The sequence below is a fragment of the Streptomyces marianii genome (genome assembly GCF_005795905.1).
Lineage (GTDB): Bacteria > Actinomycetota > Actinomycetes > Streptomycetales > Streptomycetaceae > Streptomyces > Streptomyces marianii.
This window is the reverse complement of record NZ_VAWE01000001.1, coordinates 5,914,079-5,937,708: the sequence shown is the minus strand read 5'-3', so window position 1 is coordinate 5,937,708 and position 23,630 is coordinate 5,914,079. Positions and strand designations below refer to the sequence as shown.

Annotated in this window: 21 protein-coding genes and 2 pseudogenes; 11 read left to right on the top strand and 12 right to left on the bottom strand. The window is 74.2% G+C overall.

Features of this window, described 5'->3' with window-relative positions:
* Nucleotides 1-236 precede the first annotated feature (236 nt).
* The 3 genes from FEF34_RS26945 to FEF34_RS26935 form a co-directional block, all read right to left on the bottom strand.
* Nucleotides 237-1,139, bottom strand: coding sequence for an EI24 domain-containing protein (locus FEF34_RS26945; RefSeq protein ID WP_138055458.1), 903 nt, complete (start codon nucleotides 1,137-1,139; stop codon nucleotides 237-239).
* 204 nt (nucleotides 1,140-1,343) lie between these two features.
* Complete coding sequence (locus FEF34_RS26940; RefSeq protein WP_138055457.1) at nucleotides 1,344-1,766, bottom strand: organic hydroperoxide resistance protein; 423 nt, start codon at nucleotides 1,764-1,766, stop codon at nucleotides 1,344-1,346.
* 64 nt (nucleotides 1,767-1,830) lie between these two features.
* Nucleotides 1,831-2,850, bottom strand: coding sequence for an NADP-dependent oxidoreductase (locus FEF34_RS26935; RefSeq protein ID WP_138055456.1), 1,020 nt, complete (start codon nucleotides 2,848-2,850; stop codon nucleotides 1,831-1,833).
* An 89-nt stretch (nucleotides 2,851-2,939) separates the two neighbouring features.
* Here FEF34_RS26935 and FEF34_RS26930 point away from each other — a divergent pair, with 89 nt between their 5' ends.
* Nucleotides 2,940-3,380, top strand: coding sequence for a MarR family winged helix-turn-helix transcriptional regulator (locus tag FEF34_RS26930; protein WP_138055455.1), 441 nt, complete (start codon nucleotides 2,940-2,942; stop codon nucleotides 3,378-3,380).
* Nucleotides 3,381-3,514: 134 nt separating this feature from the next.
* On the opposite strand, the gene FEF34_RS26925 is transcribed toward FEF34_RS26930, so the two are convergent.
* A complete protein-coding gene (locus tag FEF34_RS26925) occupies nucleotides 3,515-4,240 on the bottom strand; it encodes an SCO2400 family protein (RefSeq protein WP_234042573.1) in 726 nt (241 codons plus the stop codon).
* Nucleotides 4,241-4,378: 138 nt separating this feature from the next.
* On the opposite strand from FEF34_RS26925, the gene FEF34_RS26920 reads away from it, so the two are divergent.
* The 7 genes from FEF34_RS26920 (at nucleotide 4,379) to FEF34_RS26890 (ending at nucleotide 12,351) form a co-directional block, all read left to right on the top strand.
* A complete protein-coding gene (locus FEF34_RS26920) occupies nucleotides 4,379-4,936 on the top strand; it encodes a hypothetical protein (protein WP_138055454.1) in 558 nt (185 codons plus the stop codon).
* A 182-nt stretch (nucleotides 4,937-5,118) separates the two neighbouring features.
* Nucleotides 5,119-6,156 (top strand): rod shape-determining protein, encoded by a 1,038-nt coding sequence (locus FEF34_RS26915; protein ID WP_138055453.1) that lies wholly within the window; start codon nucleotides 5,119-5,121, stop codon nucleotides 6,154-6,156.
* Between the two features lie 608 nt (nucleotides 6,157-6,764).
* A complete protein-coding gene (locus tag FEF34_RS26910; protein WP_138055452.1) occupies nucleotides 6,765-8,249 on the top strand; it encodes an acyl-CoA synthetase in 1,485 nt (494 codons plus the stop codon).
* Nucleotides 8,242-9,612 carry a carboxyl transferase domain-containing protein gene (locus tag FEF34_RS26905; protein ID WP_138055451.1) on the top strand — a complete coding sequence of 457 codons (1,371 nt, stop codon included), beginning with the start codon at nucleotides 8,242-8,244 and terminating at the stop codon, nucleotides 9,610-9,612. Before FEF34_RS26910 ends, FEF34_RS26905 begins: the two co-directional genes overlap by 8 nt.
* 626 nt (nucleotides 9,613-10,238) lie before the next feature.
* Nucleotides 10,239-10,490 carry a DUF6400 family protein gene (locus tag FEF34_RS26900; RefSeq protein ID WP_138055450.1) on the top strand — a complete coding sequence of 84 codons (252 nt, stop codon included), beginning with the start codon at nucleotides 10,239-10,241 and terminating at the stop codon, nucleotides 10,488-10,490.
* Nucleotides 10,474-10,719 (top strand): hypothetical protein, encoded by a 246-nt coding sequence (locus FEF34_RS26895; protein WP_138055449.1) that lies wholly within the window; start codon nucleotides 10,474-10,476, stop codon nucleotides 10,717-10,719. Before FEF34_RS26900 ends, FEF34_RS26895 begins: the two co-directional genes overlap by 17 nt.
* 366 nt (nucleotides 10,720-11,085) lie before the next feature.
* Nucleotides 11,086-12,351, top strand: coding sequence for a S8 family serine peptidase (locus tag FEF34_RS26890; protein WP_138055448.1), 1,266 nt, complete (start codon nucleotides 11,086-11,088; stop codon nucleotides 12,349-12,351).
* A 290-nt stretch (nucleotides 12,352-12,641) separates the two neighbouring features.
* Here FEF34_RS26890 and FEF34_RS26885 read toward each other — a convergent pair whose 3' ends face one another.
* Together FEF34_RS26885 and FEF34_RS43215 are read right to left on the bottom strand one after the other, a co-directional pair.
* On the bottom strand, nucleotides 12,642-13,901 hold the full coding sequence (locus FEF34_RS26885; RefSeq protein ID WP_138055447.1) for an MFS transporter: 1,260 nt from the start codon (nucleotides 13,899-13,901) through the stop codon (nucleotides 12,642-12,644).
* 254 nt (nucleotides 13,902-14,155) lie between these two features.
* Nucleotides 14,156-14,239 (bottom strand): annotated as a pseudogene (locus FEF34_RS43215) (oxidoreductase); the annotation flags it as partial.
* Nucleotides 14,240-14,415: 176 nt separating this feature from the next.
* Between FEF34_RS43215 and FEF34_RS26875 the strand changes: the two are divergent.
* On the top strand, nucleotides 14,416-14,595 hold the full coding sequence (locus tag FEF34_RS26875; RefSeq protein ID WP_138055446.1) for a CsbD family protein: 180 nt from the start codon (nucleotides 14,416-14,418) through the stop codon (nucleotides 14,593-14,595).
* 29 nt (nucleotides 14,596-14,624) lie between these two features.
* Here FEF34_RS26875 and FEF34_RS26870 read toward each other — a convergent pair whose 3' ends face one another.
* Together FEF34_RS26870 and FEF34_RS26865 are read right to left on the bottom strand one after the other, a co-directional pair.
* Nucleotides 14,625-16,409, bottom strand: coding sequence for a PP2C family protein-serine/threonine phosphatase (locus FEF34_RS26870; protein ID WP_138055445.1), 1,785 nt, complete (start codon nucleotides 16,407-16,409; stop codon nucleotides 14,625-14,627).
* Nucleotides 16,410-16,575: 166 nt separating this feature from the next.
* On the bottom strand, nucleotides 16,576-17,931 hold the full coding sequence (locus FEF34_RS26865; protein ID WP_138055444.1) for a flavin monoamine oxidase family protein: 1,356 nt from the start codon (nucleotides 17,929-17,931) through the stop codon (nucleotides 16,576-16,578).
* A gap of 429 nt (nucleotides 17,932-18,360) precedes the next feature.
* On the opposite strand from FEF34_RS26865, the gene FEF34_RS26860 reads away from it, so the two are divergent.
* The gene (locus FEF34_RS26860) at nucleotides 18,361-19,239 is read left to right on the top strand and encodes an SCO2400 family protein (protein ID WP_138055443.1); all 879 of its coding nucleotides are present in this window, start codon (nucleotides 18,361-18,363) and stop codon (nucleotides 19,237-19,239) included.
* Between the two features lie 100 nt (nucleotides 19,240-19,339).
* Here the strand turns inward: FEF34_RS26860 and FEF34_RS26855 are convergent, their stop codons facing one another.
* The 3 genes and pseudogenes from FEF34_RS26855 to FEF34_RS26845 all read right to left on the bottom strand — a co-directional run bounded on the left by FEF34_RS26855 (nucleotide 19,340) and on the right by FEF34_RS26845 (nucleotide 20,779).
* Nucleotides 19,340-19,780, bottom strand: a complete 441-nt coding sequence (locus FEF34_RS26855) for a universal stress protein (RefSeq protein WP_234043222.1) — start codon at nucleotides 19,778-19,780, stop codon at nucleotides 19,340-19,342.
* A pseudogene (locus FEF34_RS43210) lies at nucleotides 19,781-20,179 on the bottom strand (universal stress protein); the annotation flags it as partial.
* Nucleotides 20,180-20,476: 297 nt separating this feature from the next.
* Nucleotides 20,477-20,779, bottom strand: a complete 303-nt coding sequence (locus tag FEF34_RS26845; RefSeq protein WP_234042572.1) for a DUF1540 domain-containing protein — start codon at nucleotides 20,777-20,779, stop codon at nucleotides 20,477-20,479.
* 720 nt (nucleotides 20,780-21,499) lie between these two features.
* On the opposite strand from FEF34_RS26845, the gene FEF34_RS26840 reads away from it, so the two are divergent.
* Nucleotides 21,500-22,369: a universal stress protein gene (locus FEF34_RS26840; RefSeq protein WP_138055440.1), complete on the top strand. Its 870-nt coding sequence runs from the start codon at nucleotides 21,500-21,502 to the stop codon at nucleotides 22,367-22,369.
* 195 nt (nucleotides 22,370-22,564) lie between these two features.
* Here FEF34_RS26840 and FEF34_RS26835 read toward each other — a convergent pair whose 3' ends face one another.
* Nucleotides 22,565-23,296: a response regulator gene (locus FEF34_RS26835; RefSeq protein ID WP_138055439.1), complete on the bottom strand. Its 732-nt coding sequence runs from the start codon at nucleotides 23,294-23,296 to the stop codon at nucleotides 22,565-22,567.
* Nucleotides 23,297-23,630: the final 334 nt, after the last annotated feature.

Here is a 23,630-nt window from a genome sequence, read left to right as displayed (position 1 = left end):
GTTTGCAGCGATTGACATTTACCGGCAATCCGGGGTGAGCCGGGTGACCAGAGCAAGATCCTCAGCGGTCTTCCAGTGCCGCGTCAGGCAAGGTTTGCCCGTCAAGGAGCGGCGTCCGGTGCGGTAGATCGCAAGGCGCCGGATCGACCTCGTGGTGGGCCTACTCGGTTGATCCGGCAACGCCGCGAGTCGCCGTGCCGGGCGCCGCGACGGGGCGAACGTCGCCTGATGCGGCACTAGGAACGGGCCTCGTCCTTGCCGGTGCCGTACGGGGCGGCGGGCGGGACCTGGTGGCGGCTGGTGTACGGGCCCTGCCCGGCCCCGGGGTGCGCATGGGGGTCCGGAGCCGCGTACGGGGGCTGGTCGGGCGCCCGGTGCCCGGGCTCCTCCTCTTCCTCTTCCCGGTCCTGCGCCAGATCGCGCACCAGCAGGGTGGCGCCCGCGACCGCGCCCGGCATCAGCAGCACCGCGGCGAACGGGACGAGGAAGGCCAGCGCCAGCGGAACGCCGAAGCCGAGAGTGAGCATGCGCCGGCCGCGCAGCAGCGCGAGACGCTCCCTGAGCTCGACACGCCGCCGCTGGAGGGCCACGGCGGTGAGCTCCTCGGCGAGGAAGAAGCCGGTGACGCAGAAGCCGAGCACGGGGACCACGGTCTGGCCGACGACGGGGACGAAGCCGAGCGCGAAGAGCAGCACGCCGTAGAGGGCGACACGGATCACGATCCGCAGGCTGTCCCGCGCGGAGATCCACAGCTCGCGCCAGAGCGGCAGCCCGGACCGCGGGACCTCACCGCCCTCGGCGCGGTCGACGGCCTCGGAGAGCGACTCGTAGAACGGCTGGCCCACCAGCAGCGTCACGGCGGTGAACGTGATCACGGCGAGGAAGAGACCGAAGACCCACAGCAGTGCCGTGAGGAAGCCGCGGAACAGCCCCTGCCACGGCGACGACCAGCCCGCCGCGAACGGGGTGGCCCAGCTCACGAGGTCGTCGGCGCCGTAGGCGAGCCCGACGAGGGCTCCGGTGTACAGCACGAGAGTGATCAGCCCGGGCAGCAGCCCGATGCCGAACCACCGGCCGTGGCGGCCGACCCACCGTTGCCCCTTCACCAAGTAGCCGAAACCCGCACCCAGATCACGCATGCGCCACACCCTAATACGGAGTGCGGAACCACCGTCCACGGGCCCGTGGACGAAGGCCGAGGCCCCGTGGACGGGACGGATGGCGGCGATTGCGCCCACCCGTGGCAGGGGCACGTCCGGTGTCCGGTGTCACCGGCCGGGATGCGACGGGGGCCGCACCCCTGGGGGGTGCGGCCCTCGTCCCGTGCGTCGGCCGCGTGCGGCTCAGACCGCGAGCTCGACCGTGATGCCGCCGCGGGTGGCCTTGGAGTACGGGCACACCTGGTGGGCCTTCTCGACCAGCTCACGGGCGGTGGCGGCGTCCACGTTCGGGATGACCGCGGAGATCCTCACGATGATGCCGAAGCCCTCGTCGTTCTTGCCGATGCCGACCTCGGCGGTGACCGTCGAGCCGGAGACGTCGGCGTTCTCCTGGCGGGCGACGACGCCGAGCGCGCCCTGGAAGCAGGCGCTGTAGCCGGCGGCGAAGAGCTGCTCCGGGTTCGTACCGGCGCCGGAGCCGCCCATCTCCTTGGGCGGGTTGACGACGACGTCGAGCTTGCCGTCGTCGGTGGCGACGCGGCCGTCACGGCCGTTCTCCGCCGTGGCGACGGCGGTGTAGAGGACGTCGGACTGCTGGATCGGCATGGGTCTGGTTTCCTTCTGTCGTTCGCCGCGGCTCGCGCCCACGACCGCGACGGCTGAGCCGAGCCTAGCGGGTCAGCGAGACGATCATCTTCCCGGTGTTCTCGCCGCGCAGCAGGCCGAGGAACGCGTCGAAGCCGTTCTCGATGCCCTCGACGACCGTCTCGTCGTACTTCAGCTCGCCCGAGCTCAGCCAGCCGGCGACGTCCTGGACGAACTGGCCCTGGAGCGCGCGGTGGTCGTTGACGAGCATCCCCTGCAGACGCAGGCGCTTGCCGATGACCATGACGAGGTTGCGTGGTGCGGGGGTGGGCTCGGTCGCGTTGTACTGGGCGATCATTCCGCAGAGGGTGGCGCGGCCGTGCACGTTGAACGAGGAGATCGCGGCCTCCAGGTGCTCGCCGCCGACGTTGTCGAAGTAGACGTCGATGCCGTCGGGGGCGGCCTCCTTCAGCTGCTCGGCGACGGGGCCCTTCTTGTAGTTGAAGGCGGCGTCGAAGCCGTACTCCTCGACCAGGAGCTTGACCTTGTCGTCGGAACCGGCCGAGCCGATGACGCGCGAGGCGCCCCTCAGCTTCGCCATCTGGCCGACCTGGCTGCCGACCGCACCGGCGGCGCCGGAGACGAAGACCGCGTCGCCCTCCTTGAAGGACGCGACCTCGAACAGGCCGGCGTAGGCGGTGAGCCCCGGCATGCCGAGCACACCGAGGTAGGCGGAGAGCGGGGCGACGGAGGCGTCGACCTTGGCGGCCTGCCCGGCCTCCACGTCCGCGTACTCGCGCCAGCCGAGACCGTGCAGGACGTGGTCGCCGACCGCGAAGCCCTCCGCGTTCGACGCGACGACCTCGCCCACGGCGCCGCCCTCCATGGGCTGGTCGAGCTGGAACGGCGGTACGTACGACTTCACGTCGTTCATGCGGCCGCGCATGTACGGGTCGACGGAGAAGTGCAGGTTGCGGACGAGGATGCGCCCCTCGCCCGGTTCGCTCACCGGGGCCTCACGCAGGGCGAAGTTCTCCGGCTCGGGCCAGCCCTGGGGGCGGGAGACGAGGTGCCATTCGCGGCTGGTCGTGGGAAGTGCGGGCATGGTGCGGGCCTCCTAGAAATGCTTCATGTCCTGAAACAACCATGCGACTGAATATTTCATGTTGTCAAGTATCTGGGTATGCTGTCGGCATGGCCACCACGCGCACAGACCCGCTGACCCTCGAGGTCGTCGACCTCATCGGCACCGTCGTGGCGCGCTACCACGACGAGTACGAGGAGGCCGCCGCCCGCTACCAGCTCACCGGGGCACAGGCCAGGGTGCTCGGGCTGCTGTCCATGGAGCCGACCGCCATGCGCCGGATCGCCCGGAAGCTGAAGTGCGAGCCGTCGAACGTCACGGGGATCATCGACCGGCTGGAGGCGCGCGGCCTGGTGGAACGCCGGCCGGACCCGGCCGACCGCCGGGTGAAGATAGCCGCGGCCACGGAGGAGGGCCGCCGGACGGCGCGCGAGCTCCGCGACGCCCTGCACTTCGCGCGCGAGCCGCTCGCGGAGCTGTCGGCGGAGGAACGCGGGACGCTGCGGGACCTGCTGAAGCGAATGCTGGGCGACGCCGGGGCCGGCGCGTAGGCGCGCGATGGGAGACCCCATGCACCGGACGCCGCTCCTTGACGGGCAAACCTCGCCTGACGCGGCACTGGCGGGGGCGCGGCGGATCCGGGAGGGGAAGGGGCCGGGTCAGGTGCCGCAGCACGCTCCGCGGGTCACGAGCACCAGAAGATGAGCCAGCAGTCCTTCGTCGGCGTCGGGGAGGGGGCCGGCTCGGCGGCGGGCGGGGGCGGCGGGGGCGGAGCCGACTTCGAGGGCTGCTGCGACGGATCGCCGCTCGGGGACGGCGTGCCGTCGTCGTCACTCGGGTCGGGCGCGACCGGGTCCGACTCGCTCGGCTCCTCCTGCGGCGCGGACGCCTCCACCGTCGGTCTGGTGCTGCCACGCCCGACCGACCCCGTCGGTCGGGCCGTGGCGGACGACGTCGTGGGCGGCTCGCTCACCGCGCTCGGCCCCGGCGGCGGCTCCGCGCTGCCGGTCGGCTCGGGTATGTCGTCAACCTCCAGGGACTCCTGTTCACGCACCTCGACGGCCGTGTCGTCACCGCCGCCCGAGGACTCCCGGGCCAGTTCCGCCAGGCTCAGCGCGCCCGCGGCGAGTGCCAGGCCCAGTGCCCCTATGAGCACCTTCCGCCCGCGCTTGCGGCGCGCCCTGCGGGTGCCGGCGGCCTTGCGGGTACGGCGGCCCTGGCCGCCGGCACGGCGGCGCCCGGCGGGCGGCCGACCCTCGTCGCCGTGGGGGCCGGCCAGTTCGACGACGACCTCGCTCTCCGTCGCGACGGAGGCGGGGTGGAAGTGGCGCAGCTCCTCGGCGGGAGTACCGCACCCCGCGCATGCCAAGGCCCCGTTGAGGTGTCGGCGGCACTGGTGGCAGTAATCCATGGCTCCGGGAGCGTATGCAGCGATGTAACACCTGAGGTAGGCGCGACTGTGAGGATCCTGTGTGGAATCCGCAGTTCCACGGCACGTCGGCTGGCCGGAGCGGCATCGCGGACCGGCCCATACGGGCACGATGAGGGCATGAACACCTTCGGGCCCCGCGCGTTCCAGCTCGTCCTGCTCCGCCGGATGGCCGACCATCAGCCCGAACTGGTCGAGGACGCACGCCGTGAGCTGGGCGCGTCGGTCGCCGAGATGCGGGAGGCGAACCGCCGCTGGCAGGCGATCGTCCGCTCCCCGCGTTCCCGCGGCGCCCTCTCGCGTTACCGCTCCGTGCTCGGCGAGCCCGAGGCCACGGCGAGCCGCAGGATCGGCGACCTGGACTGCGACGCGCTGCGGTGGCGGGTGCCCCTGTGGCCGGACCTGCGGTTCGAGGTGCTGGCCGGGCCCGGCGGGGCGGTCTGGAACGAATGGCTGGTACGGGCGCCGGGGGCCGCCGGGCCCGAGCTGCGTACGGCGGACGACCTGCGCCCCTGGTGCTGCACGGTCGACGAGGTCGCCACGGCCTTCGCCCCGGTACGGCCGATGGAGGGCACCGCCCCCACCCGCTGGCGGCTCGCGTTCGCCGTGCCCGACGGCCGGTCGTGCGTGGCGGAGTTCACCTGGGGCCTGCTGCAGCGCGTCGCTTACGGCTCCTGATCCGACGTCACCCACCGGGCGCACGCCCGCTCCCGGTGCCCCCGGTGCTCCCGGTGCTCCCGGTGCTCCCGGTGCTCCCGGTGCTCCCGGCGGAGTCCACCCCCGACCGGCTCAGCCCAGCGCGCGTCCGGCCCCGGGTGATCGCAGGATGCGAGGAGGGAACCGTCTCGGGAGGACCTGCCATGTCCGTCAGTCTTGAGCAGTTGCGCCGCTGCCACGTCGCCGTGGACCTGGGTGCCGCGCGGACCCGGGTCTATGTGAAGGGTGCCGGACTGGTCGTCGACCAGCCCAGCGTCGCCGCCGTCAACATCCGCAACGGCGCCCTCATCGCCGTCGGCGAGTTCGCCGAGCAGATGACCGGCCGTACCCCCGACTACATCCGGGTGATGCGCCCCGTCTCCGGCGGCACCGTCGTCGACATCGACATGGCCCAGCGCATGCTGCGCCATCTCCTCGGCGAGAAGCTGCGCAGGCAGCTGCGCCGCAAGCCGCGGCTGCGCGCCGCCGCGTGCACACCGCACGAGGCCGATCCGCTCGCCCAGCGCGCCGCCGTGGAGACGCTGGTCGGACTCGGCGCCCGGCGGGTCGAGCTGGTCGACACGCTGATCGCCGCGGCCGTCGGCTGCGGTCTGCCGGTGGAGCAGCCGACCGCCACGATGATCATGATGTGCGGCGCGGCCACCACGCAGGTGGCCGTGCTGTCCCTCGGTTCGATCGTCACCGCGGCCCGTATCCCGGTCGGCGGCGAGGCCGTGGACCACGCCGTCATCCAGCACCTGCGCCACCAGCACGAACTGATGCTGCCGAGTCAGTCCGTGCGCCCCCTCCAGATCGCTCTCAGCGAGAACGGCCTCACTCTCCAGGGCCCCTCGACCACCGAGATCCACGGCCGGGACGTGGCCACCGGCATGGCGCGTTCGGTAAGGGTCGACACCGCGGCGGTACGGGACGCGATCCACACGCCGCTGACCGCCGTGCTGGACGGTATCGGAAAGATCCTGCGCGAGTGCCCGCCCGACCTCGTCGCCGATCTCGCCGACCGCGGCATCATGATGGTCGGCGGCAACGCGCTGCTGCCCGGGCTCGACCAGATGCTGCGCGACGCGACCGGGATGCCGGTGCTCATCGCCGAACGGCCCGATGTCTGCGCGGTGCTGGGACTCGGGGAGATGCTGGAGGGCAACATCAGCTCGATGGTCCTCTCCCCGCTCACCGCCTGAGTCCGCGCCCGGGCCCGCTGCGGGAGACCGGCGGCGCGGCGGCCTCCCCGGCGTCCGCCCGGCGGTGCTCTTCGCCGGGCCGGTGGACGTGCTCGTGGACGAGGAGCGCGACCGCTCCTCGCGGCACGCGCACCGCACTCGCGGCGGCGCATCGGCGGCCGGGGCTCACCGCGGTCGATGTCGACGCCACCGCGGCCCTCCCCGACGGCCGCCGCGCACCCTGCGCCTCACCGTCACGGACGACCCGGCCCCGGACGACGCCGAGCCGGTGGGCGCGCCGTCCCCGAGCGGGCACACCCGCCCGCAGGCACCGCGCCCGGCGCCGCCAGCGGCGGCACCACCGCAGAGGGCACCGCGCCGGACCACGCCCCCGACGCCGACGCACCGGAGGCCGCCGCTCCGCGCGGTGCGGCCAGGGACGGGGCTCCACCGCGAGCGGCACGAGGGCCGTGGGGGCAGACGCCCCTCCGACCCGCCGTCGGCACATCGCCCGTCGGTCCGAGCGTTTGTTACGCACGAGTAGGTGATCGCGGGGAGAATGGTGGGGCCGCGGGCACCCACGGCCTGCCCCGCGAGACGGTGCGGAAGCGACTTGAGGAGGACGACCCGTGAGTGCTCTCTTCCCGGCCCTGGCGGCCGCCGCGGACGGCACGTCCGACGGCGTACGGCACCGGCCCGCGCTGCGCTTCGGCGACCGGTCGCTGACGTACGGCGGGCTGGTCTCCGCCGCGGGGAGGACTGCGGAGCGGATCTCCGGAGCGGGCCGGGTCGCGGTCTGGGCCACGCCCACGATCGAGACGGCCGTCGGCGTGGTGGCCGCGCTGCTCGCGGGGGTGCCCGCCGTACCGCTCAACCCGCGTACGGGAGAGCGGGAGCTGGCCCACATCGTCGGGGACAGCGCGCCGCGGCTGGTGCTCGCACGCCCGGGCGACGCGGTGCCTCCCGTACTGGCCGGGTCGGAGCGGATCGACCTCCGGGTGGCGGGGTCCGGGGACGAGCCGGCAGGCGGCTGCCGTGCACTGCCCACCGAGCCGGCCCCGGAGGCCCCGGCGCTGATCGTCTACACCTCCGGGACCACCGGCCCGCCGAAGGGCGCGGTGCTGCCGCGCCGGGCGATCGCGGCCACGCTGGACGCGCTGGCGGACGCGTGGGCGTGGACCGGTGACGACGTCCTCGTCCAGGCGCTGCCGCTGTTCCACGTGCACGGGCTGATCCTCGGCGTCCTCGGGCCGCTGCGGCGGGGCGGTTCGGTGCGGCACCTCGGGAGGTTCTCGGCCGGGGGCGTGGGGCGGGAGCTCGCCGCGGGCGGGACGATGCTCTTCGGGGTGCCGACGATGTACCACCGGCTGGCGGAGTCGGTCGACGGCGACCCGGAGCTGGCGAAGTCCCTCGCGGGCGCGCGCCTGCTGGTGTCGGGTTCGGCGGCACTGCCCGTCCACGACCACGAGCGGCTGTTCGCGGCGACGGGCCGGCGGGTCGTCGAGCGGTACGGGATGACCGAGACGCTGATGAACACGAGCGTCCGGGTGGACGGCGAGCCGTGCCCCGGGTCGGTCGGCCGTCCGCTGCCGGGTGTGGAACTGCGGCTGGTGGAGGAGGACGGCTCGGAGATCACGGACCTGGACGGGGAGACGGTCGGCGAGATCCAGGTGAGGGGGCCGAACCTGTTCACCGGCTATCTGAACCGGCCGGACGCGACGGCCGCGGCGTTCGACGGCGACTGGTTCCGCACGGGCGACATGGCGGTCCGGGCCCCGGACGGGCAGGTGCGGATCGTGGGCCGCAAGGCGACGGACCTGATCAAGAGCGGCGGCTACAAGATCGGCGCCGGTGAGATCGAGAACGCGCTGCTGGAGCACCCGCGGGTGCGGGAGGCCGCCGTTACCGGCGAACCGGACGCCGACCTGGGCGAGCGGGTCGTGGCGTGGGTGGTGCCGGCCGATCCGGCCGACCCGCCGTCCGAGGACGAGTTGGCGGACCATGTCGCGTCCCAGCTCGCCCCGCACAAGCGGCCGCGCACGGTCCGCTTCCTCGACACGCTCCCCCGCAACGACATGGGCAAGATCATGAAGCGGGCCCTCGCCCATGGCTGACGGTCTCACGGCGCGCGAGGCGGCGGCCCTGGTCGCCGACGTCTTCGCGGAGCACCCGGCGAGCGCGGACGGCCCGTCCGCGGACGGCCCCCTCGGCGACGGACCGCTCGGGTGGGACGGATACGCGCGGGCGCGGGCGCGGGCCGCGGCGCGCACCGGTGAGCGGGAGTCCGTCGTCTGGGGCACGGCGGACATCGGGGGCCGGCGCGCCGTGCTGGTGTCGTTCGAGTTCCGGTTCCTCGGCGGGTCGCTGGGCCGGCGGACCGGGGAGCTGCTGGAGACGGCGTACGCGCACGCGCGCGCCGAGCGGCTGCCGCTGGTGTCGCTGGTCGCGACGGGCGGCAGCAGGATGCAGGAGGGCATGGTCGCCCTGAGCCAGCTCCAGCGGGTCGCGCGGGCGTCGGCGCTGACCCGCGCGGCGGGACTGCCGCAGCTCGCGGTGCTGCGCGACCCCGCCACCGGTGGCGGCTGGGCCACGCTCGGGGCGGGCGCGGACGTGGTCCTCGCGCTCCCGGGAGCGCAGGTCGGGTTCGCCGGGTCCCGGGTCAGGCCTCCGGACGCGGACCCCTCGGCGTACACGGCCGAGGGCCAGCTGGCCGCCGGGCACATCGACGCGATCGTCTCCCCGGACCGGCTGCGTCCGGCACTGTCGCTGTGGTTGCGGCTGCTCACGGGCGGCGCCACGGGGCCGGTACCGGGCGGCGTGCCCGTCCCGCCGCCCCTCGCGCTGGACGGCGCGTACGGCGCGGCGGCCACCGGATGGGAGGCCGTGCGGCGGGCGCGGGCTCCGCACCGGCCCCGCGCGGGGGCGTACCTCGACGCCTGGTTCGACGAGCGGGTGGACCTCCACGGCGACCGGTGCGGCGGTACGGACCCGGGGATGATCTGCGGCTTCGGGCTGCGGGAAGGACGGGTCGTGGCGTACGCGGCCCAGGCCGGGACGGCGACCCGGCCCGCCGGCTACCGCACGGCCGCCCGGCTGATCCGGCTCGCCGACCGGCTGGGGATCCCGGTGCTCACCCTCGTGGACACACCCGGTGCCGCGAACGACGCCGAGGCCGAGCGGACCGGCGCGGGCGCGGCCATCGCCGACGTCTTCGCGGCGGTGGCGTCGGTGCGTGTCCCGGTGACGACCCTGGTGATCGGCGAGGGCGGTTCCGGCGGGGCGCTGGCGCTTGCTGCCCCGGCGAACACCTGGGTCACCCCCGACAGCTACTTCTCGGTCATCGCGCCCGAACTCGCCGCGGCGATCCTCAAGCGCGACCCGTCCGCGACGCCGGCGACCGCGGACCAGCTCCGGCTGCGGCCGCGGGATCTCGTGGAGCTGGGGCTGGTACGGGGGATCGTGGCCCGGGCCGAGTGAACCGGGCGAGTCGGACGGCCGTGCGGGCGCCCGGGCGGACCGGGCGGACCGGGCGGACCGGGCGACTCCCAGCGGTCCGTGTCACGTCCGGCCCGTGTCCCGTCGGTCCCTCCGACCCCGCCGTGCGGGCGCTCACCGGCGACCGTCCGGCCACCGCCGTGCGGGCGGTCCGAGTGGTCCGGGCGAGCACGTCCGGCCCGCGTCCCGTCGGTCCCTCCGACCCCGCCGTGCGGGCGCTCACCGGCGACCGTCCGGCCACCGCCGTGCGGGCGGTCCGAGTGGTCCGGGCGAGCACGTCCGGCCCGCGTCCCGTCGGTCCCTCCGACCCCGCCGTGCGGGCGCTCACCGGCGACCGTCCGGCCACCGCCGTGCGGGCGGTCCGAGTGGTCCGGGCGAGCACGTGCGGCCCGCGTCCCGTCGGTCCCTCCGACCCCGCCGTGCGGGCGGTCCGGGTGGTCCGGGCGAGCACGTCCGGCCCGTGTGCTCTGCGTGACCCGTGGTACCCGCTGCCATGAGGTGCGTCACAGCAACTTAGGCAACCCTTCCCTCGCGCGGCGGCCCTCTGGTAGACGTGGCAGTCCGCCCGGAAGGGCCACCGCACCACAGCACCACCGGAAGTGTCGCCCATGGACCAGGACCGTTCACCCGACCTCACGCCGTTCGAGATCGACCTGACCTTCGAGGAGGCCCGGCGCCGGGCCGAGGTGGTGGCCGCACTGGGACCGGACTGGGATCCCGTGGCCGCGCTGGAGGGCGAGGAGGCGGCGTACGCGCTGCTCTACTCCGGTCTCGACGCCGAACAGCAGCGGACGTACGACATGCTCGTCGCCGCCGGCGTCCTGCCGGAAGGGGGCCCGGGCCGTGCGCCTTCCCATTGATCCGCAGGCCGACATCGCCCGCCGCGCCTGGCTGCCCTGCCCCGCCTGCGACGACGCGCGGGACTGCGCCCCCTGCGCCGCCCGGCGCAACTGCGCGGAGCACTGGCGCTATCTGATCTCCAACAAGGGCCCGGTGGTCCATCTCCAGTGCCCCGGCTGCACCCACATGTGGTCGGTCGACACCCGCCGCCGCGCGAAGCGTCCCGCCGGGGACCCACCGCCCTGCTGATCCCAGCGGAAGCGGCCCACCGCCCAGAACCCCCCTCTCGCCGCGGATCTCCCGGCGGGACGAGGGTGCCGCTGCGCTGCTCGATCGCCTCGGGGCCGTTGGTGACGTGCGGGACCGTACGGGTCGCCGGACGGCCGCGGCCGCGGGTGCCCGGCAGGGCCGGCGGAGGACGGGATCCGCGAATCCGCAGGGAATATGACACAGCTATATGGATGACGAGCAGTCAGCAATCCGGTGACCGCCCGGATGTCGGACCGTCGTGCTCCCCCGAAGCTGCTAGCTGTAAGCGCCGAACACGTTGACGTTCCGGAAGAAGGCCGGTGAAGCCCGGTCGGCCTCCGACGACTTCCTCAAGAAAGGTCTGGGATGCCCAAGATCTTCGGCGCTGCGCTGCTCGTCCTCGCACTCGCGGCCGCCCCGTCGGCCACCGCGGTCGCCGGCCCGACCGCCCAGTCCGGCCAGACCGCCGGTCAGACCACCGGCCGGTACATCGTGACGCTCGAGCACACCCCCGCGGCCGAAAGCGCCGACGCCGCCGTGAACGCGGCCGTCGGGCGGGCGTCGTCCATGGGCGCCGTGGTGGTGCACGTCTACCGGCACGCCCTGCAGGGCTACGCGGCGTCGATGACCGCGGCAACGGCGGCCGCGCTCGCGGACGAGCCGGGGGTCCGGTCCGTGGAGCCCGACCGTCCGGTGCGGATCGCCGCCCAGTCGGTGCCGACCGGTGTGGACCGGGTGGAGGCCGACCTCAGCGCGACCGCCGCGATCGACGGCAAGGACACCCGGGTCGACGCCGACGTGGCGGTCATCGACACCGGTATCGACGCGGACCACCCGGATCTCAACGTGTACGAGGCCGGGGGCAAGAACTGCTGGCTGCCGATCCTTCCGCCCATGGACATGCACGGTCACGGCACGCATGTGGCCGGCACGATCGGCGCCCTCGACAACGGCACGGGAGTGGTCGGCGCGGCACCGGGCGTACGGCTCTGGCCGGTCCAGGTGCTCAGCCCGTTGGGTTCCGGAAGCACCTCGAACGTCGTCTGCGGCATCGACTACGTCACCGAGCACGCCGACGAGATCGACGTCGTCAACATGAGCCTGGGCGGCTCGGGCAAGGACGACGGCAACTGCGGCAAGACCAACAACGACGCCATGCACCAGGCGATCTGCAACTCGGTGGCGAAGGGCGTCACCTACGCCGTCGCCGCCGGCAACGACCACATCGACGCGGCCGGCTTCGTCCCGGCCGCCTACGACGAGGTGATCACGGTCAGCGCGCTGGCCGACTTCGACGGCAAGCCGGGCGGCCTCGGCCGCCCCACGTGCCGCACGGACCGGGACGACACCTTCGCCGACTTCTCCAACTACGGGCGGGACGTGGACCTGATCGCCCCCGGTGTGTGCATCCGCTCCACCTTCAGGTACGGCGGGTACTCCACCCTGTCCGGCACCTCCATGGCAGCCCCGCACGTCGCGGGCGGCGCGGCCCTCTACCGGGCCACCCACCCCGGCGCCTCCCCCGCCGCGGTCAAGTCGGCCCTGGTGACGGCGGGCGGCACGGACTGGACCTGGCCGTCGGAGGACGGTGACGGCATCAAGGAGCCCCTCCTCCGGCTCCGCTCGTTCTGACCCGCGCGGTCCCGGCGGGCGGGCGGGGAACCCGCCTCCGGGACTCCCCGTCCGGGGACGGGGATCGGGTCCCGGCCCCGGACGGGGGACGGACGGCAGGACCGGGGACGGGGACGGACGGGGCGGGACCGGAGGTCCGTGCCGGGGACGGCCCTCGGCACGGCCCCGGGGGCGCGGGCGGCACGAGCCCCGGAGCGTCACGGACTCATGGGACCCGGGGCCCCGTGGAGTTCACGGAACTCCCTGCGGCACGGAACTCCGGGCGGCGCCGCCGTGACCGGTGCCGGGGCTCACGGCGTCGGCCGGCGGGCGTCGTAGCGCAGGAAGCCGCGGCCGCGCAGCGCCAGGAGGGCGACGGCGAGGACGCACGCGAGCCCGCCGCCGGTGACGGCGACGGTGGGCGAGGTGACGTCGGCGACCGAGCCGGCGAGGAAGTCGCCGAGGCGGGGGCCGCCCGCCACGACGACGACGAAGACCCCCTGCAGGCGACCGCGCATCTCGTCCGGCGCGGCCGCCTGCAGCATGGTGTTGCGGAAGACCATGGACACCGTGTCGGCGCATCCGGCGAGCGCGAGGAACAGCAACCCGAGCCAGAGGTTCCTGGTCAGGCCGAACACGGCGATCGCGGTACCCCAGGCGGCCACGGCGAGCAGGATCGCCACACCGTGCCGCCGGATGCGCCCCTGCCAGCCGGAGAACACCCCGCCGAGCAGGGCGCCGACGGCGGGCGCCGCGACGAGCAGTCCCGTCGTACGAGCGTCCCCGCCGTACCAGAGCCCGGCCACGGCCGGGAAGAGCGCGCGCGGATGGGCGAGGACCATCGCGCAGAAGTCGGAGAAGAACGTCATGCGGATGTTCGGCCGGGTGGCGAGAAAACGCAGCCCGTCGAGCACGGACGCGCGGCCGCGCTTCGCGCCGTCGCGGTCGGGCAGCATCGACGGCAACCGCCACATCGCGTACAGCGCGGCTCCGAAGGCGACGAAGTCGACGACGTACGCGGCCTGGTAGCCGCCGTAGCCGACGATCAGTCCGCCCAGCATCGGACCGATCAGCATGCCGGATGTCATCGTCATGGAGGAGAGGGCGTTGGCGGCGGGCAGTTGCTCGGCCGGCAGCAGCCTCGGGATCATCGCGCTGCGGGCCGGCGCGTTGAGCGCGGCGCACACGGCCTGGAGCGCGACGACGCCGTACAGGAACCACACGTGGTGGAAAGCCGCGAACGCGGCCGCGGCGAGCGCGGCCGACAGCCCGGCGGAACCGGCCGCACTCCACAGCCCCAGCACCCGCCGGTCCACGGTGTCGGCGACGGCGCCGCCGTACAGGCCGAAGACGATCAACGGGACGAGGGAGAAGAGGCCGACGAGCCCGACGGAGAACGTCGAGTGCGTGATGTCGTACACCTGGAGCGAGATCGCCAGTGTGGTCATGCCCTGGCCGATCCAGGAGACCGTGTTGCCGAACCACAACCGACGGTAGTGGGCGGAGAGGCGCAGCGGTGTGAGGTCGGCGAGGATGCGGGGCCGCCGGGCGGGCGTGCCGGTGGCGGTCACCGGTGCACGGTCGTACGGCGGCGGGCGGCTATGAGCGGCATGACGGAAGTATATTGACGCACCCGAGTGAGCCCCTTACACGGCGGGCAGGAAGCGGGGCGGGGCCGCATGAACCACCACGGGTTCACCACCGTCCGAGCCCCGACGGGGCCGGGGCGGCTGCCCGAGTGCCGACGGCCCCGGCGGTGGGGCGCGGGCGGTGGGGCGCGGGCGCCCCGGGGACGTCCCACGGGGGGGGCGTCACCGGGGAGCGCTCAGCGGCCGCCGGAGACCCGCAGGACCGTCCCCGTCGTGAAGGAGGCGTCGTCCGAGAGGAGCCAGGAGACGGCTCCGGTCAGGAGGAGCGGCTGGGGGCGACGCTCATGATCGGGGGCCGGCGCGGGCGCCTGGGTGCCTGGGTGCCTGGGCGCGTGGGCGTGCAGGTTGCGGGCCAACCCGGGTAGGCGCAGGGTGAACAGGCGCAGGGTTAACCGGTGCGTGGACGCACCACGGACCCGAGAGGACACCGATCCTGATGAGCAAGCACAACGCCAAGGCGCGGCAGATCAAGGGAAAGCTGAAGGAGACCCTCGGGAAGACCATGGGCGACAAGTCCATGCAGCGCTCGGGCCGGAGCGACATGCTGCGCGGCAAGGCGCAGGAGATGGCGGAGAAGGCGGCCGACCAGGTGCGCAGGCACACCAGGCACCACTGAGGCGTCCGGCCGGCCTCCGGGTCCCGCGGTCAGTCGATCCGCAGCGCCAGCAGGCACGCGTCGTCCTCCAGACCGGGAGCGGTGTGGGCGGAGATCAGGGCGTCGACGGTCTCCTCCGGTGACAGCGGCCCTTCGCGCGCGAGGCTGCGGACGAGTCCGTCGAGCGAGTCCTCGATGTCCTCGCCGCGCCGCTCGATCAGGCCGTCGGTGTAGAGGAGCAGGAGGTCGTCCGGCTCCAGCGGCACGGTGGCGATCTCGTACACGTACCCGGGGATCAGCCCGAGCAGGGGTCCGGCGTGGTCGCCCGGAAGGAGCGCGGCCCCACCGCCCCGGCGCAGTACGGGCGGCGGATGGCCCGCGCACGCCCAGTGCAGAGTGCGGTGCTCGATGAACCCGACCACGGCGGTGGCGGTGAGGGCGCTGGGATCGCCGCACATCATCTGGTTCAGCCACGTCGCCATGGCCCCCGGATCCGCCCCGGTCTGGGCCAGCCCGGCCAGTGCGTGACGCTGCTGGGCCATCCGGGCGACGGCCTCCAGGCCGTGGCCGCTGGCGTCCCCGATGGCCAGGAGCACCCGGCCGTCGGCCAGCAGCCGGCACTTGTACCAGTCGCCGCCGACCGCGGCCTCGCGCTCGGACGGGAGATAGGCCGCGGCGACGGCGATGCCGGCCTCGGCGAGCCGGGCGGAGTGGGTCGGCAGCAGCGCCTCGCGCAGCCGGGACGCCACCTTGCGTTCGGCGGCGGCCTGCTGGCGCAGCACCTCCGTCTCCCTGCGGGTCTCCGCCAGGCGCCGGAGGCTGCGCATCTGGGGCGTCAGGTCCCTCGCCACGAGATGGATCGCCCACGGCCGGCCGTCGGTGCCGGCGAGCGGCCGGCCGAGCACGTCCAGGGTGCGGACCTCGTCCCCGACGACGAACCGGATACGGGTCCAGGGCGTGTCGGTCCCGGCGAGCAGGGTCCTGACGCACTGCGCGAACCGCGGGACGTCGTCGGGGAGCAGCGCGTCGCACAGCTCCGTCAGCGACCACGTCCGGCCGGGAGCCGTGCGGAAGATGCGGTGCAGCCCGTCCGACCAGGTGGTCGCTCCGGACAGCAGGTCCCAGTTGCCCCACCCCATGGAGACCAGCTTCTCGGCGTCGCTGGTGAGGAGGTCGGCCTCGGTGAGGGCGGGGCGCCAGGTCGCCAGGATCCGGTCCCCGCTCGCGGCCGCGTCGCAGAGCAGCTGGACCCTCCTGAGGCGCCCCTCCCGCCGCTCCGTGTAGTCCAGGGCCCACCCGTGCAGCGGCCGCCCGGTCCTGAGGACGCGGGCGAGGGCCTCGACCAGTCCGGCGGACGCCGCCCCGGGCCGTACGGTCAGCAGCCGCTGCCCCACCAGCTGGCCCAGGGGTTCGAGCCATTCGGCGGACCGGACGCGGTTGCCCGCCGCGATGACGAAGTCGACCAGGGCCGCCCCCTCCTCTCCCCTGCCGTCGTCCCACACCGGCGCGAGGAGGGCGGTGGCCAGCGGGACGGCCGGGAGCGCCGCGGTGAGGTACGCCCAGGGATCGCCGCCGTCCGCGGCCCCCGCGCCGGCATCCCGGTCCTGCCCGCGGGTCCGCCCGGTGGGCCCCCCGTCCCGCGGCACGGCGGCGTCCTCGGCGGGCACGGAGCCCGGGGACGGCCGAGTGGCCCGGGCGGGGGTGGAGCCGCCCACGTCGGCGCGCAGGCCGGCGATCTCCTGATCGATGACGCGCTTGAGCGCCCACACGTCCTCGTGCGGGACGGGTACCTGTTCCTCGGCACCGACCGGACGCGCGTCGTCGGTGCGCGGCATGAGGCCTCCCTGATTCCCTCGATTCCAGGTAGGTCGGCGCTCACCGGGGTCGTACCCCCCATCTTCCCCCACCCGTCCGGCCGGGAGGTCCCGGAGAGGCGGGGCAGGACGAGGCCGGACCCGCGGCGCGGCACCGCCGGGCCCGGCCCGGGGACCGCGAGGAGAGTCAGTTCAGTGCCAGGACCTCCCGGGCGGCACGCTCTCCGGAGCGCACCGCGCCCTCCATCAGCCCGTGCATCTGCGTCGCGGTCTCCGTGCCCGCCCAGTGGATCCGGCCGACCGGCTCGCGCAGCGCACGGCCGTAGCCGGTCAGTGCCCCGGGTGGGAAGTGGCCGATCATCCCGCCCGCGGACCATGCCTCCGCGGACCAGTCGGTCTCCAGGTACCCCAGGGGATGCAGGGCCTCCGGGCCGAACCGCTCCGCCAGCGCGTGCAGCCACACGTCCCGGCGCTCCTTGGGGTCCAGCCGGCCGAGCCGTACGGCCCCGGGTCCGAAGGCGTAGCTGCTCAGCACGCCCGGCCTGCCCCCCGGTGGGGTCTGGTCGATGGTCACGGGGACGGCCGACAGGGGGGCGAGCGTCTGCCCGGACAGGCGCTGACCGCGCCAGAACGCCTCGGGGTACGAGGTGTGGACGCGGATGATCGACCCGGGCGTCATCCGCTGCCGCAGATGGACCGCGGCGGGCGGCAGTGCCGGCTCGAACAGGATGCGCCCGGCGAGCACCGGCGGTACGGCGACGATGACCCGGCGCGCCCGTACCGTCAGCGCGTCGGTGCCCACCTCGGCGTCGTTCCCGTTCTGGACGATCCGCCGGACCGGAGTGTCCAGGCGTACGGCGTCGCCCAGCCCTTCGGCCATCCGCCGGGCCAGCTCCGGCGTCCCGCCGTCGAGGAGATGCGTCTCGGTCCTGCCGCTGTCGGTGTAGTACTCGAACCCGCCGCCGCCCCGGGCCAGGACCAGCGCGCCCAGCAGGGAGACCTCGGCGGGGTCGGTGCAGAACAGCAGGCTCATCGTCGCCTTCAGCACGGTGTGCGCCGTCCCGGAGGGCACGTTGAGCGGATCGGCGAGCCACTGCCCGAGTGTGCGGGCGTCGAGCGTCCGCGCGTTCGGGGCCAGCCAGGGCGCGTCGGCGGGGATCCGCCGTGCCATCGCGTTCAGCCGCGCGAAGGCCAGCCCCAGGGATGCGAGCGTCACCGGACCGGCCTTGGGGATGCTCCCCCGGTAGCGGTGGTCGACGCCGTCGAGGCGCAGGACGTGGTCACCGCCGTCGTACTGCGGATACGCCCGGAGCCCGTACTCCCGGGCGAGCCGGAACATCCTCGCCTGGCCGTCCCCGAGCCAGGTCCCGCCCGCGGAGACGACGGTGCCGTCGGGCAGCTCCCGGTTCCACACCCGACCGCCCACGCGGTCCCGGGCCTCGAGCACGATCACCTCCCGGCCCGCTTGCGCCAGGTTCCGCGCGGCCGCCAGACCCGCGAATCCGGCGCCGACCACACACACGTCCACCGTCGTCCGCTCCATGAGGGCACCTCCACGGGGCAGCCTCACCCGCCGGAGGCAACGGCGCTCGGTGGGTGAACCGCCCGTGCGGCACTTGGGGCCGTCCGGGCGACGCACCACCCGCCCGGGAAGGTCCCGCGCCCCGCCCCGGAGCGGTGGCCCGTGCCCCCGTCCGGCCCGTGCCCCCGTCCGGGCCGGGACACCAACGACCGCCACCGGACGCGAAGTTACCCGTGCCACGTTTCCGCCGACGGTTGAACGCCCGCTCGCGGGCCCTCGTTGACCCCGGTAACCGGTGATTCGTCCAGACCGGTGAGTGAGCGAGGTCCGCACATGCCAAGGTTCCTTCCGCACCGCACCCGGCTGCGCCCGGTGTCCCCGGTCCGCCGCCCGGCGCGTCCGACGGCCCGCGGTTCCCGCCCGCGGCCCGCGTACTGAGCGGTCGCGGCCATGGACTACTGCGTGCCCTGCCACCGCACCCTCAACGGCGCCGTGACGTGCCCCGAATGCGGTGCGTACGACCCCGCGATGGCCGACGCGGACGGGGTTCCGCCGTCCGCCACGCCGATGGCGGAGACCTGCCCCGGCGAGGAGACGGCTCCCGGCGGGCCACCCGCCGCTGCCCCGGCCCCGGCGCATGCGGCTCCCCCGGCCACGGCAGATACGGCCACACCGCCGGGCCTTACGGCGACGACACCCCTGGCCACCGCCTCTGACCGTAGGGCCGAGACACATGTGGCCGACGCCCACCGTCCCCGGCCGCGGCGGTGGAGGACGTACGGCGGCCGGACTCTCGCCGCTGCCGCCTTCGCGGTACTGGGCGGCCTGGGCACGTCCTCGCTGCTGGCCAACGGCTCCACAGACCTTCCGCGGGCCGCGCCGAGCCCGGAACTGCCGTCCCCCGACGGTTCCCGGGAACCAGGCACCGCAGGGCCGACGGCCTCGGCCGCTCCGGAACGCCCGGCCACCCACCCCGCCAGGGGAGCCGCCCGGGAAAGCAACGGCGCTGCGCCCAGTCGTCCTCGGACCACACCCGCCACCCCGGAGCCCCCGGCCGTCCCCACCCCGGAACCCGCCCCCGACACGGCTTCTCCGCCGGTGACCGCCGGGCCGAGCGCCCGCCCCTCCACCGGCGGCCCGGCCCCGTCGCCCTCGCCGACGGCCCCCACCTCACCGAGCCCCAGCGGCAGCACGGGCGCCTCGCCCACGGGCAGCCCCACCCCCGGCACCACGGAGGTGCCGGTGACCGAAGCCCTGCCCAAACTGGCGCCGCTCCCGGCGAGCGTGAGCCGGAACGTCGCCGCCGGTGCCGCGCTCACCGGGAGATGACCGGCTGGCGGGACCGGTCCGCGGAGGGAGAGCGGGCCGGAGCGCTGGTGCCCCCGGCGGGCTACGTCGCTCCTCGCGGTCAGGCGGCGCCGCGCCGGATTCACGGGCGAACGACCGCCAGGGGGCACTGGGAGAACTGGAGCATGTGGTGACTGACCGAGCCGAGGGCCAGTCCGCGGAAGCCACCGCGCCCACGGGAGCCGACGACCAGGAGGTCGGCCCTGTCCGAGGCGCGGGCCAGTGCGAGGACCGGGTCCTCGTCGGGCACGTGCTCCACCACCTCCACGTCGGGATGTTCCTCCCGCAGGGGGGCCAGCCACTCGTCCAGGGCTTGCCGGTGCTCCTTGGCCGCCGCGTCCTGGGCGGCGCTGACCAGTGCATGAGGTCCCGGGTGAACCCAGGCGTGCACGGCGTGCAGTTCGGCATCGCGCAGGGATGCCTGATCGAACGCGTACGTCAGGGCGGCCAGGGAGTGCTCGGACCCGTCGGCGCCGACGACGATGCGGCGGTGTCCGGTGGTGACGTGGTTGACGACGACCACAGGGCACGCCGCGTGGCCGACGACCTGCAAGGCGACCGAGCCCAGCAACAGGCTCCCGAAGCCTCCCAGGCCCTTCGCTCCCAGCACGACCGTGTGAGCACGCTCGGACTCGGCCAGCAGCACCGCCGCCGGGGCGCCCGAGGGCCGGGTGGCGCGCACCTCGAGGCCGGGATGGGCGCCCCGGGCGATCGCCTCGGCCTCGGCCAGGACGCCCTGGTCTCGGTGGCGTTCCTCCTAGGCGCGGCCTTCCGGGGTGGTCGCGTACTCGTGCTCACGGGGCACGACGTGGACGATGAGCAAGGGGCAGCGGCGCAGCGCCGCTTCGTGGGCCGCCCACACGCAGGCGCGCAGGCTGCGGCCGGAGCCGTCGACTCCGGCCACGATCGGACGATCGGTCATGGCCTCTCCCGCGTTGCAGGTCGTCGGCTTCCGCTGCTGCGGGAGCCGCGGAGCGCGTCCGGATCACGACGCACCCGGCGTTCACCTCCGCCGGCCGCCGCACGTGGTCGTTCGGCTCCTCCGCGTGCGCCTACCGCCGGCGAGGGTCCGCTTCGGCGATTCCGCGGGTGCTTCGGCGGCGATCGGCACCCTGGCGGCGCACAGCGGGGTACGGTCGCGGGTCGTGAGTCGGACGACCCACGACCCGACCGGACCGGTGAGGTGTGTCCGGGCCGTGCGGCCGACCGGACACAGGGGTCAGGCCGGCGCGTAGGTGAGGCAGTCGATCTCGTCGTGCTGGTAGCCGACGGTGATGGCGGGTGCGTGGCATTCGAGACCGATGTTGTGCCGGCAGTCGGCCATCTTGCAGGCGCCGACTCGTCCGGTGGCGGACGGTTCCCCGCCCTTCGCGTCCGCGCTCACGTACGTGTCGCAGACGGGGTCGTGGATGTCCCCGATGGTGATGGCCACGGCGTGGCAGGTGTGGTCGGTGTTGTAGGCGCAGTTCTCGGCCGTGCATTCGTTGATGACGGGCAACTGCATGACGGGCGCGGTTCCCATGGGTGGGCCTTCTGTTCTCCCGGATGTGTCTGCGGGTGGGCTGTCGCGGCTGCGGGCGACGATCGGGCTCGGCCGTCCAGCGGGACGGCCCCGGGCGGGAACGACGTCCAGTGGCCGAGGGTGGGGCGGTTACGTGGTGTCCCCTGATGGTCCACACCCGCGCCGACCGCTCATGGAACCCTCAATTTCCCTCTTTTCCCTCTCTCCACTGTCCGGGATGTTCGCTTCCCGTGCACCTCGGCACGGACGGATGCCGCCGCCGGGGACTCTTGTCGCCCGGTTCGCCGGAGCGTCCCGGTGCGGCACGAAGGATCACGCCCGGCCACCGCCCGGCACGGCGCGGGCCGGGCAGGTCGCAGATCCGTCCACTCGCACCGACGTGGCTGTCGCACCCTCGGCTTCCACCCATCGGCGCGCTGGTCGCGGCCACGTGCTCACCGCGGACCTCAAGCCGGGCGTAGGGGCGGGCCGTCCGCCGGTACGGCTGCTGCCGGGCCGGCCGCGGTGGCCGGGACGGCCGGGTTCTCGCCGGGCACCGGGGCGGAGGTCGTTCCCCCGGAACGGGGGCCTGACCGTACGCGGACGGCGACTCGCCCGGCCGAACGGGTCCGCATGTCGGGCCGACCGGCCCTCGTCGGACGGTCCCCGGACCCGTGAGGATCGAGGCACCCGGGGACGGCCGAAGAGGCCGTGCCCCATGATGCTTACGGAGGCCATCGCATGACTCGCCCTGTCACTGTAGGAGTGGACGGATCCCGGGAGGGCCTGGCCGCCGCTGACTGGGCAGCCCGCGAGGCCTCGCTCCGCGGCGTGCCCCTGCGCATCGTGCACGCCTGGCTCTGGCAGCCCTTGGACGTCCCCGTCGTCCAGGACAGGAAAGTGCAGGCCGACGCCGCCAACGCCGTTCTGCTGGAGGCCGAGACACACGTGTCCGACCGGTATCCGGACCTCTCGGTCACAGCCGAAGTGGTGCCCGATACGGCAGTTTCCGCCCTGCTCTTTGAGGCTGAGCGGGCCGGCATGCTGGTCATCGGATCGCGCGGGCACGGGGCGATCGCCGGGTTCCTGCTCGGCTCGTACGGTCAGCAGGTGCTCGCGAGCGCGACGCGCCCTGTGGTGTCGGTCCGGGCCCGCGACGGGCAGCATGAGCCGGAAGGCGGGGAGGTCGTCGTGGGCCAGCAGGGTGGGGCCGAGGACAGTGACGCCGTACTGGAGTTCGCCTTCGAGGCTGCTGCGGCACGAGGAGCGGCCGTGCGAGCGGTGAGGGCCTGGAGCCTGCCGCCCATCTTTGCCTACAGCCCGGGTTCGATGCGCCTCGCCGATGAGGCGGGAGGGCTGGAACCGTTCGAGAGGAAGACGCTGGAGCAGGCGCTCGCTCCGTGGCGGGAGAAGTTCCCCACCGTGCCGGTGATCGCGCACGTGGAGATCGGAAGCGCGGGGCAGGTGTTGCTGTCGGCCGCCGCCCGGGCGCAGCTGCTCGTGCTCGGCCGCCGGGAACGCCGCTCCCCCGTCGGTACCCGCATCGGGTCGGTGGCCCATGCCGCTCTGCATCATGCCCGCTGCCCCGTCGCACTGGTGCCGCACGCCTGACGCACGCCTGAGTACCGATCGGTCCGCGCCGGGCCGGGGTCTCCCGGGACCAGCTCCTGCGATACGGGACCCGGGCCTGGTCCCCGTCGGCTCCGGCCCCGCACGGGACGCCGGTACCCCGGCTCCGAGAGGAACCGGAGCCCCGAACCGTCCCTGTGCGGGGGCGGTTCGGTACCCCGGTTCCGGACGCGGGACTCAGTGCCGTGAGCGGGGCTCACGCGCCGGGGAGGCCGCGCCCGCCTGGCCTCCGTGAGCCGCAAGTGCCTGCGTGGCGATGACGGCGGCCTGGACCCGCCGCTCCACACCCAGCTTTGCCAGCAACCGGGAGATGTTGTTCTTCACGGTCTTCTCCGCCAGGTAGAGCTGCTTGCCTATCTCCCGGTTGGTCAGTCCCTCGCCCACGAGCGCCAGGATCTCCCGCTCGCGGTCGGTCAGCGCGGGGAGCCCCTGAGGCTGTTCGTCCTGTCCGGTCTCGCCCCGCAGACGTGCCATCACGCGGGCCGTGGCGCCGGGATCCAGCATGGACTGGCCGGAGGCCACCGTCCGCACGGCGTGGACGAGGTCGGTGCCGGTGATCTGCTTGAGGACGTAGCCGGACGCCCCGGCCATGATGGCGTCCAGCAGTGCCTCCTCGTCGTCGAACGAGGTGAGCATCAAGCAGGCCAGGTCGGGCATCCGGGAGCGCAGTTCGCGGCACACGCTCACTCCGTCGCCGTCCGGGAGGCGCACGTCCAGTACGGCGACCTGCGGGCGCAGCGCCGGCACCCGCACCAGCGCCTGTTCGGCGGTGGCCGCTTCGCCGACCACGGTCAGGCCGGGCTCGGCGTCCAGCAGGTCGTGCACTCCGCGGCGCACCACCTCGTGGTCGTCCAGGAGGAACACCTTGACCGCGTCCTTCTCGATGGGTCCGCCACTGCTGTCCGTCATCACTCACTCCGTATCGGCTGGGTTCGTCCGCCGGGGCGGACCCTCTGCATGGTGTCCTCGTACGGGCCGAACGGCCAGGGTCGAACGGCCCTGATTCCCCCTGCCCGAAGAAGCTCCCCTGCGCTGCGCGTCCCTGTCGCTCCGTCACCCCGTTCGGTGGGCCGTACGTCGGAAGCGTCTCCGGCTTCGGCGCCGCCGCCCGTCGTGCCGGGGGACACCGCCGGAGGGCCGCCCCCTGACACCGCCGTCGCGGACAGGAAGGGACCAGTGGCCCTGTGTCGGGGGCCTGAGGGCCTGCCGGCCACGGCCGGTCATCTGGTGGACTTCCGGGCGT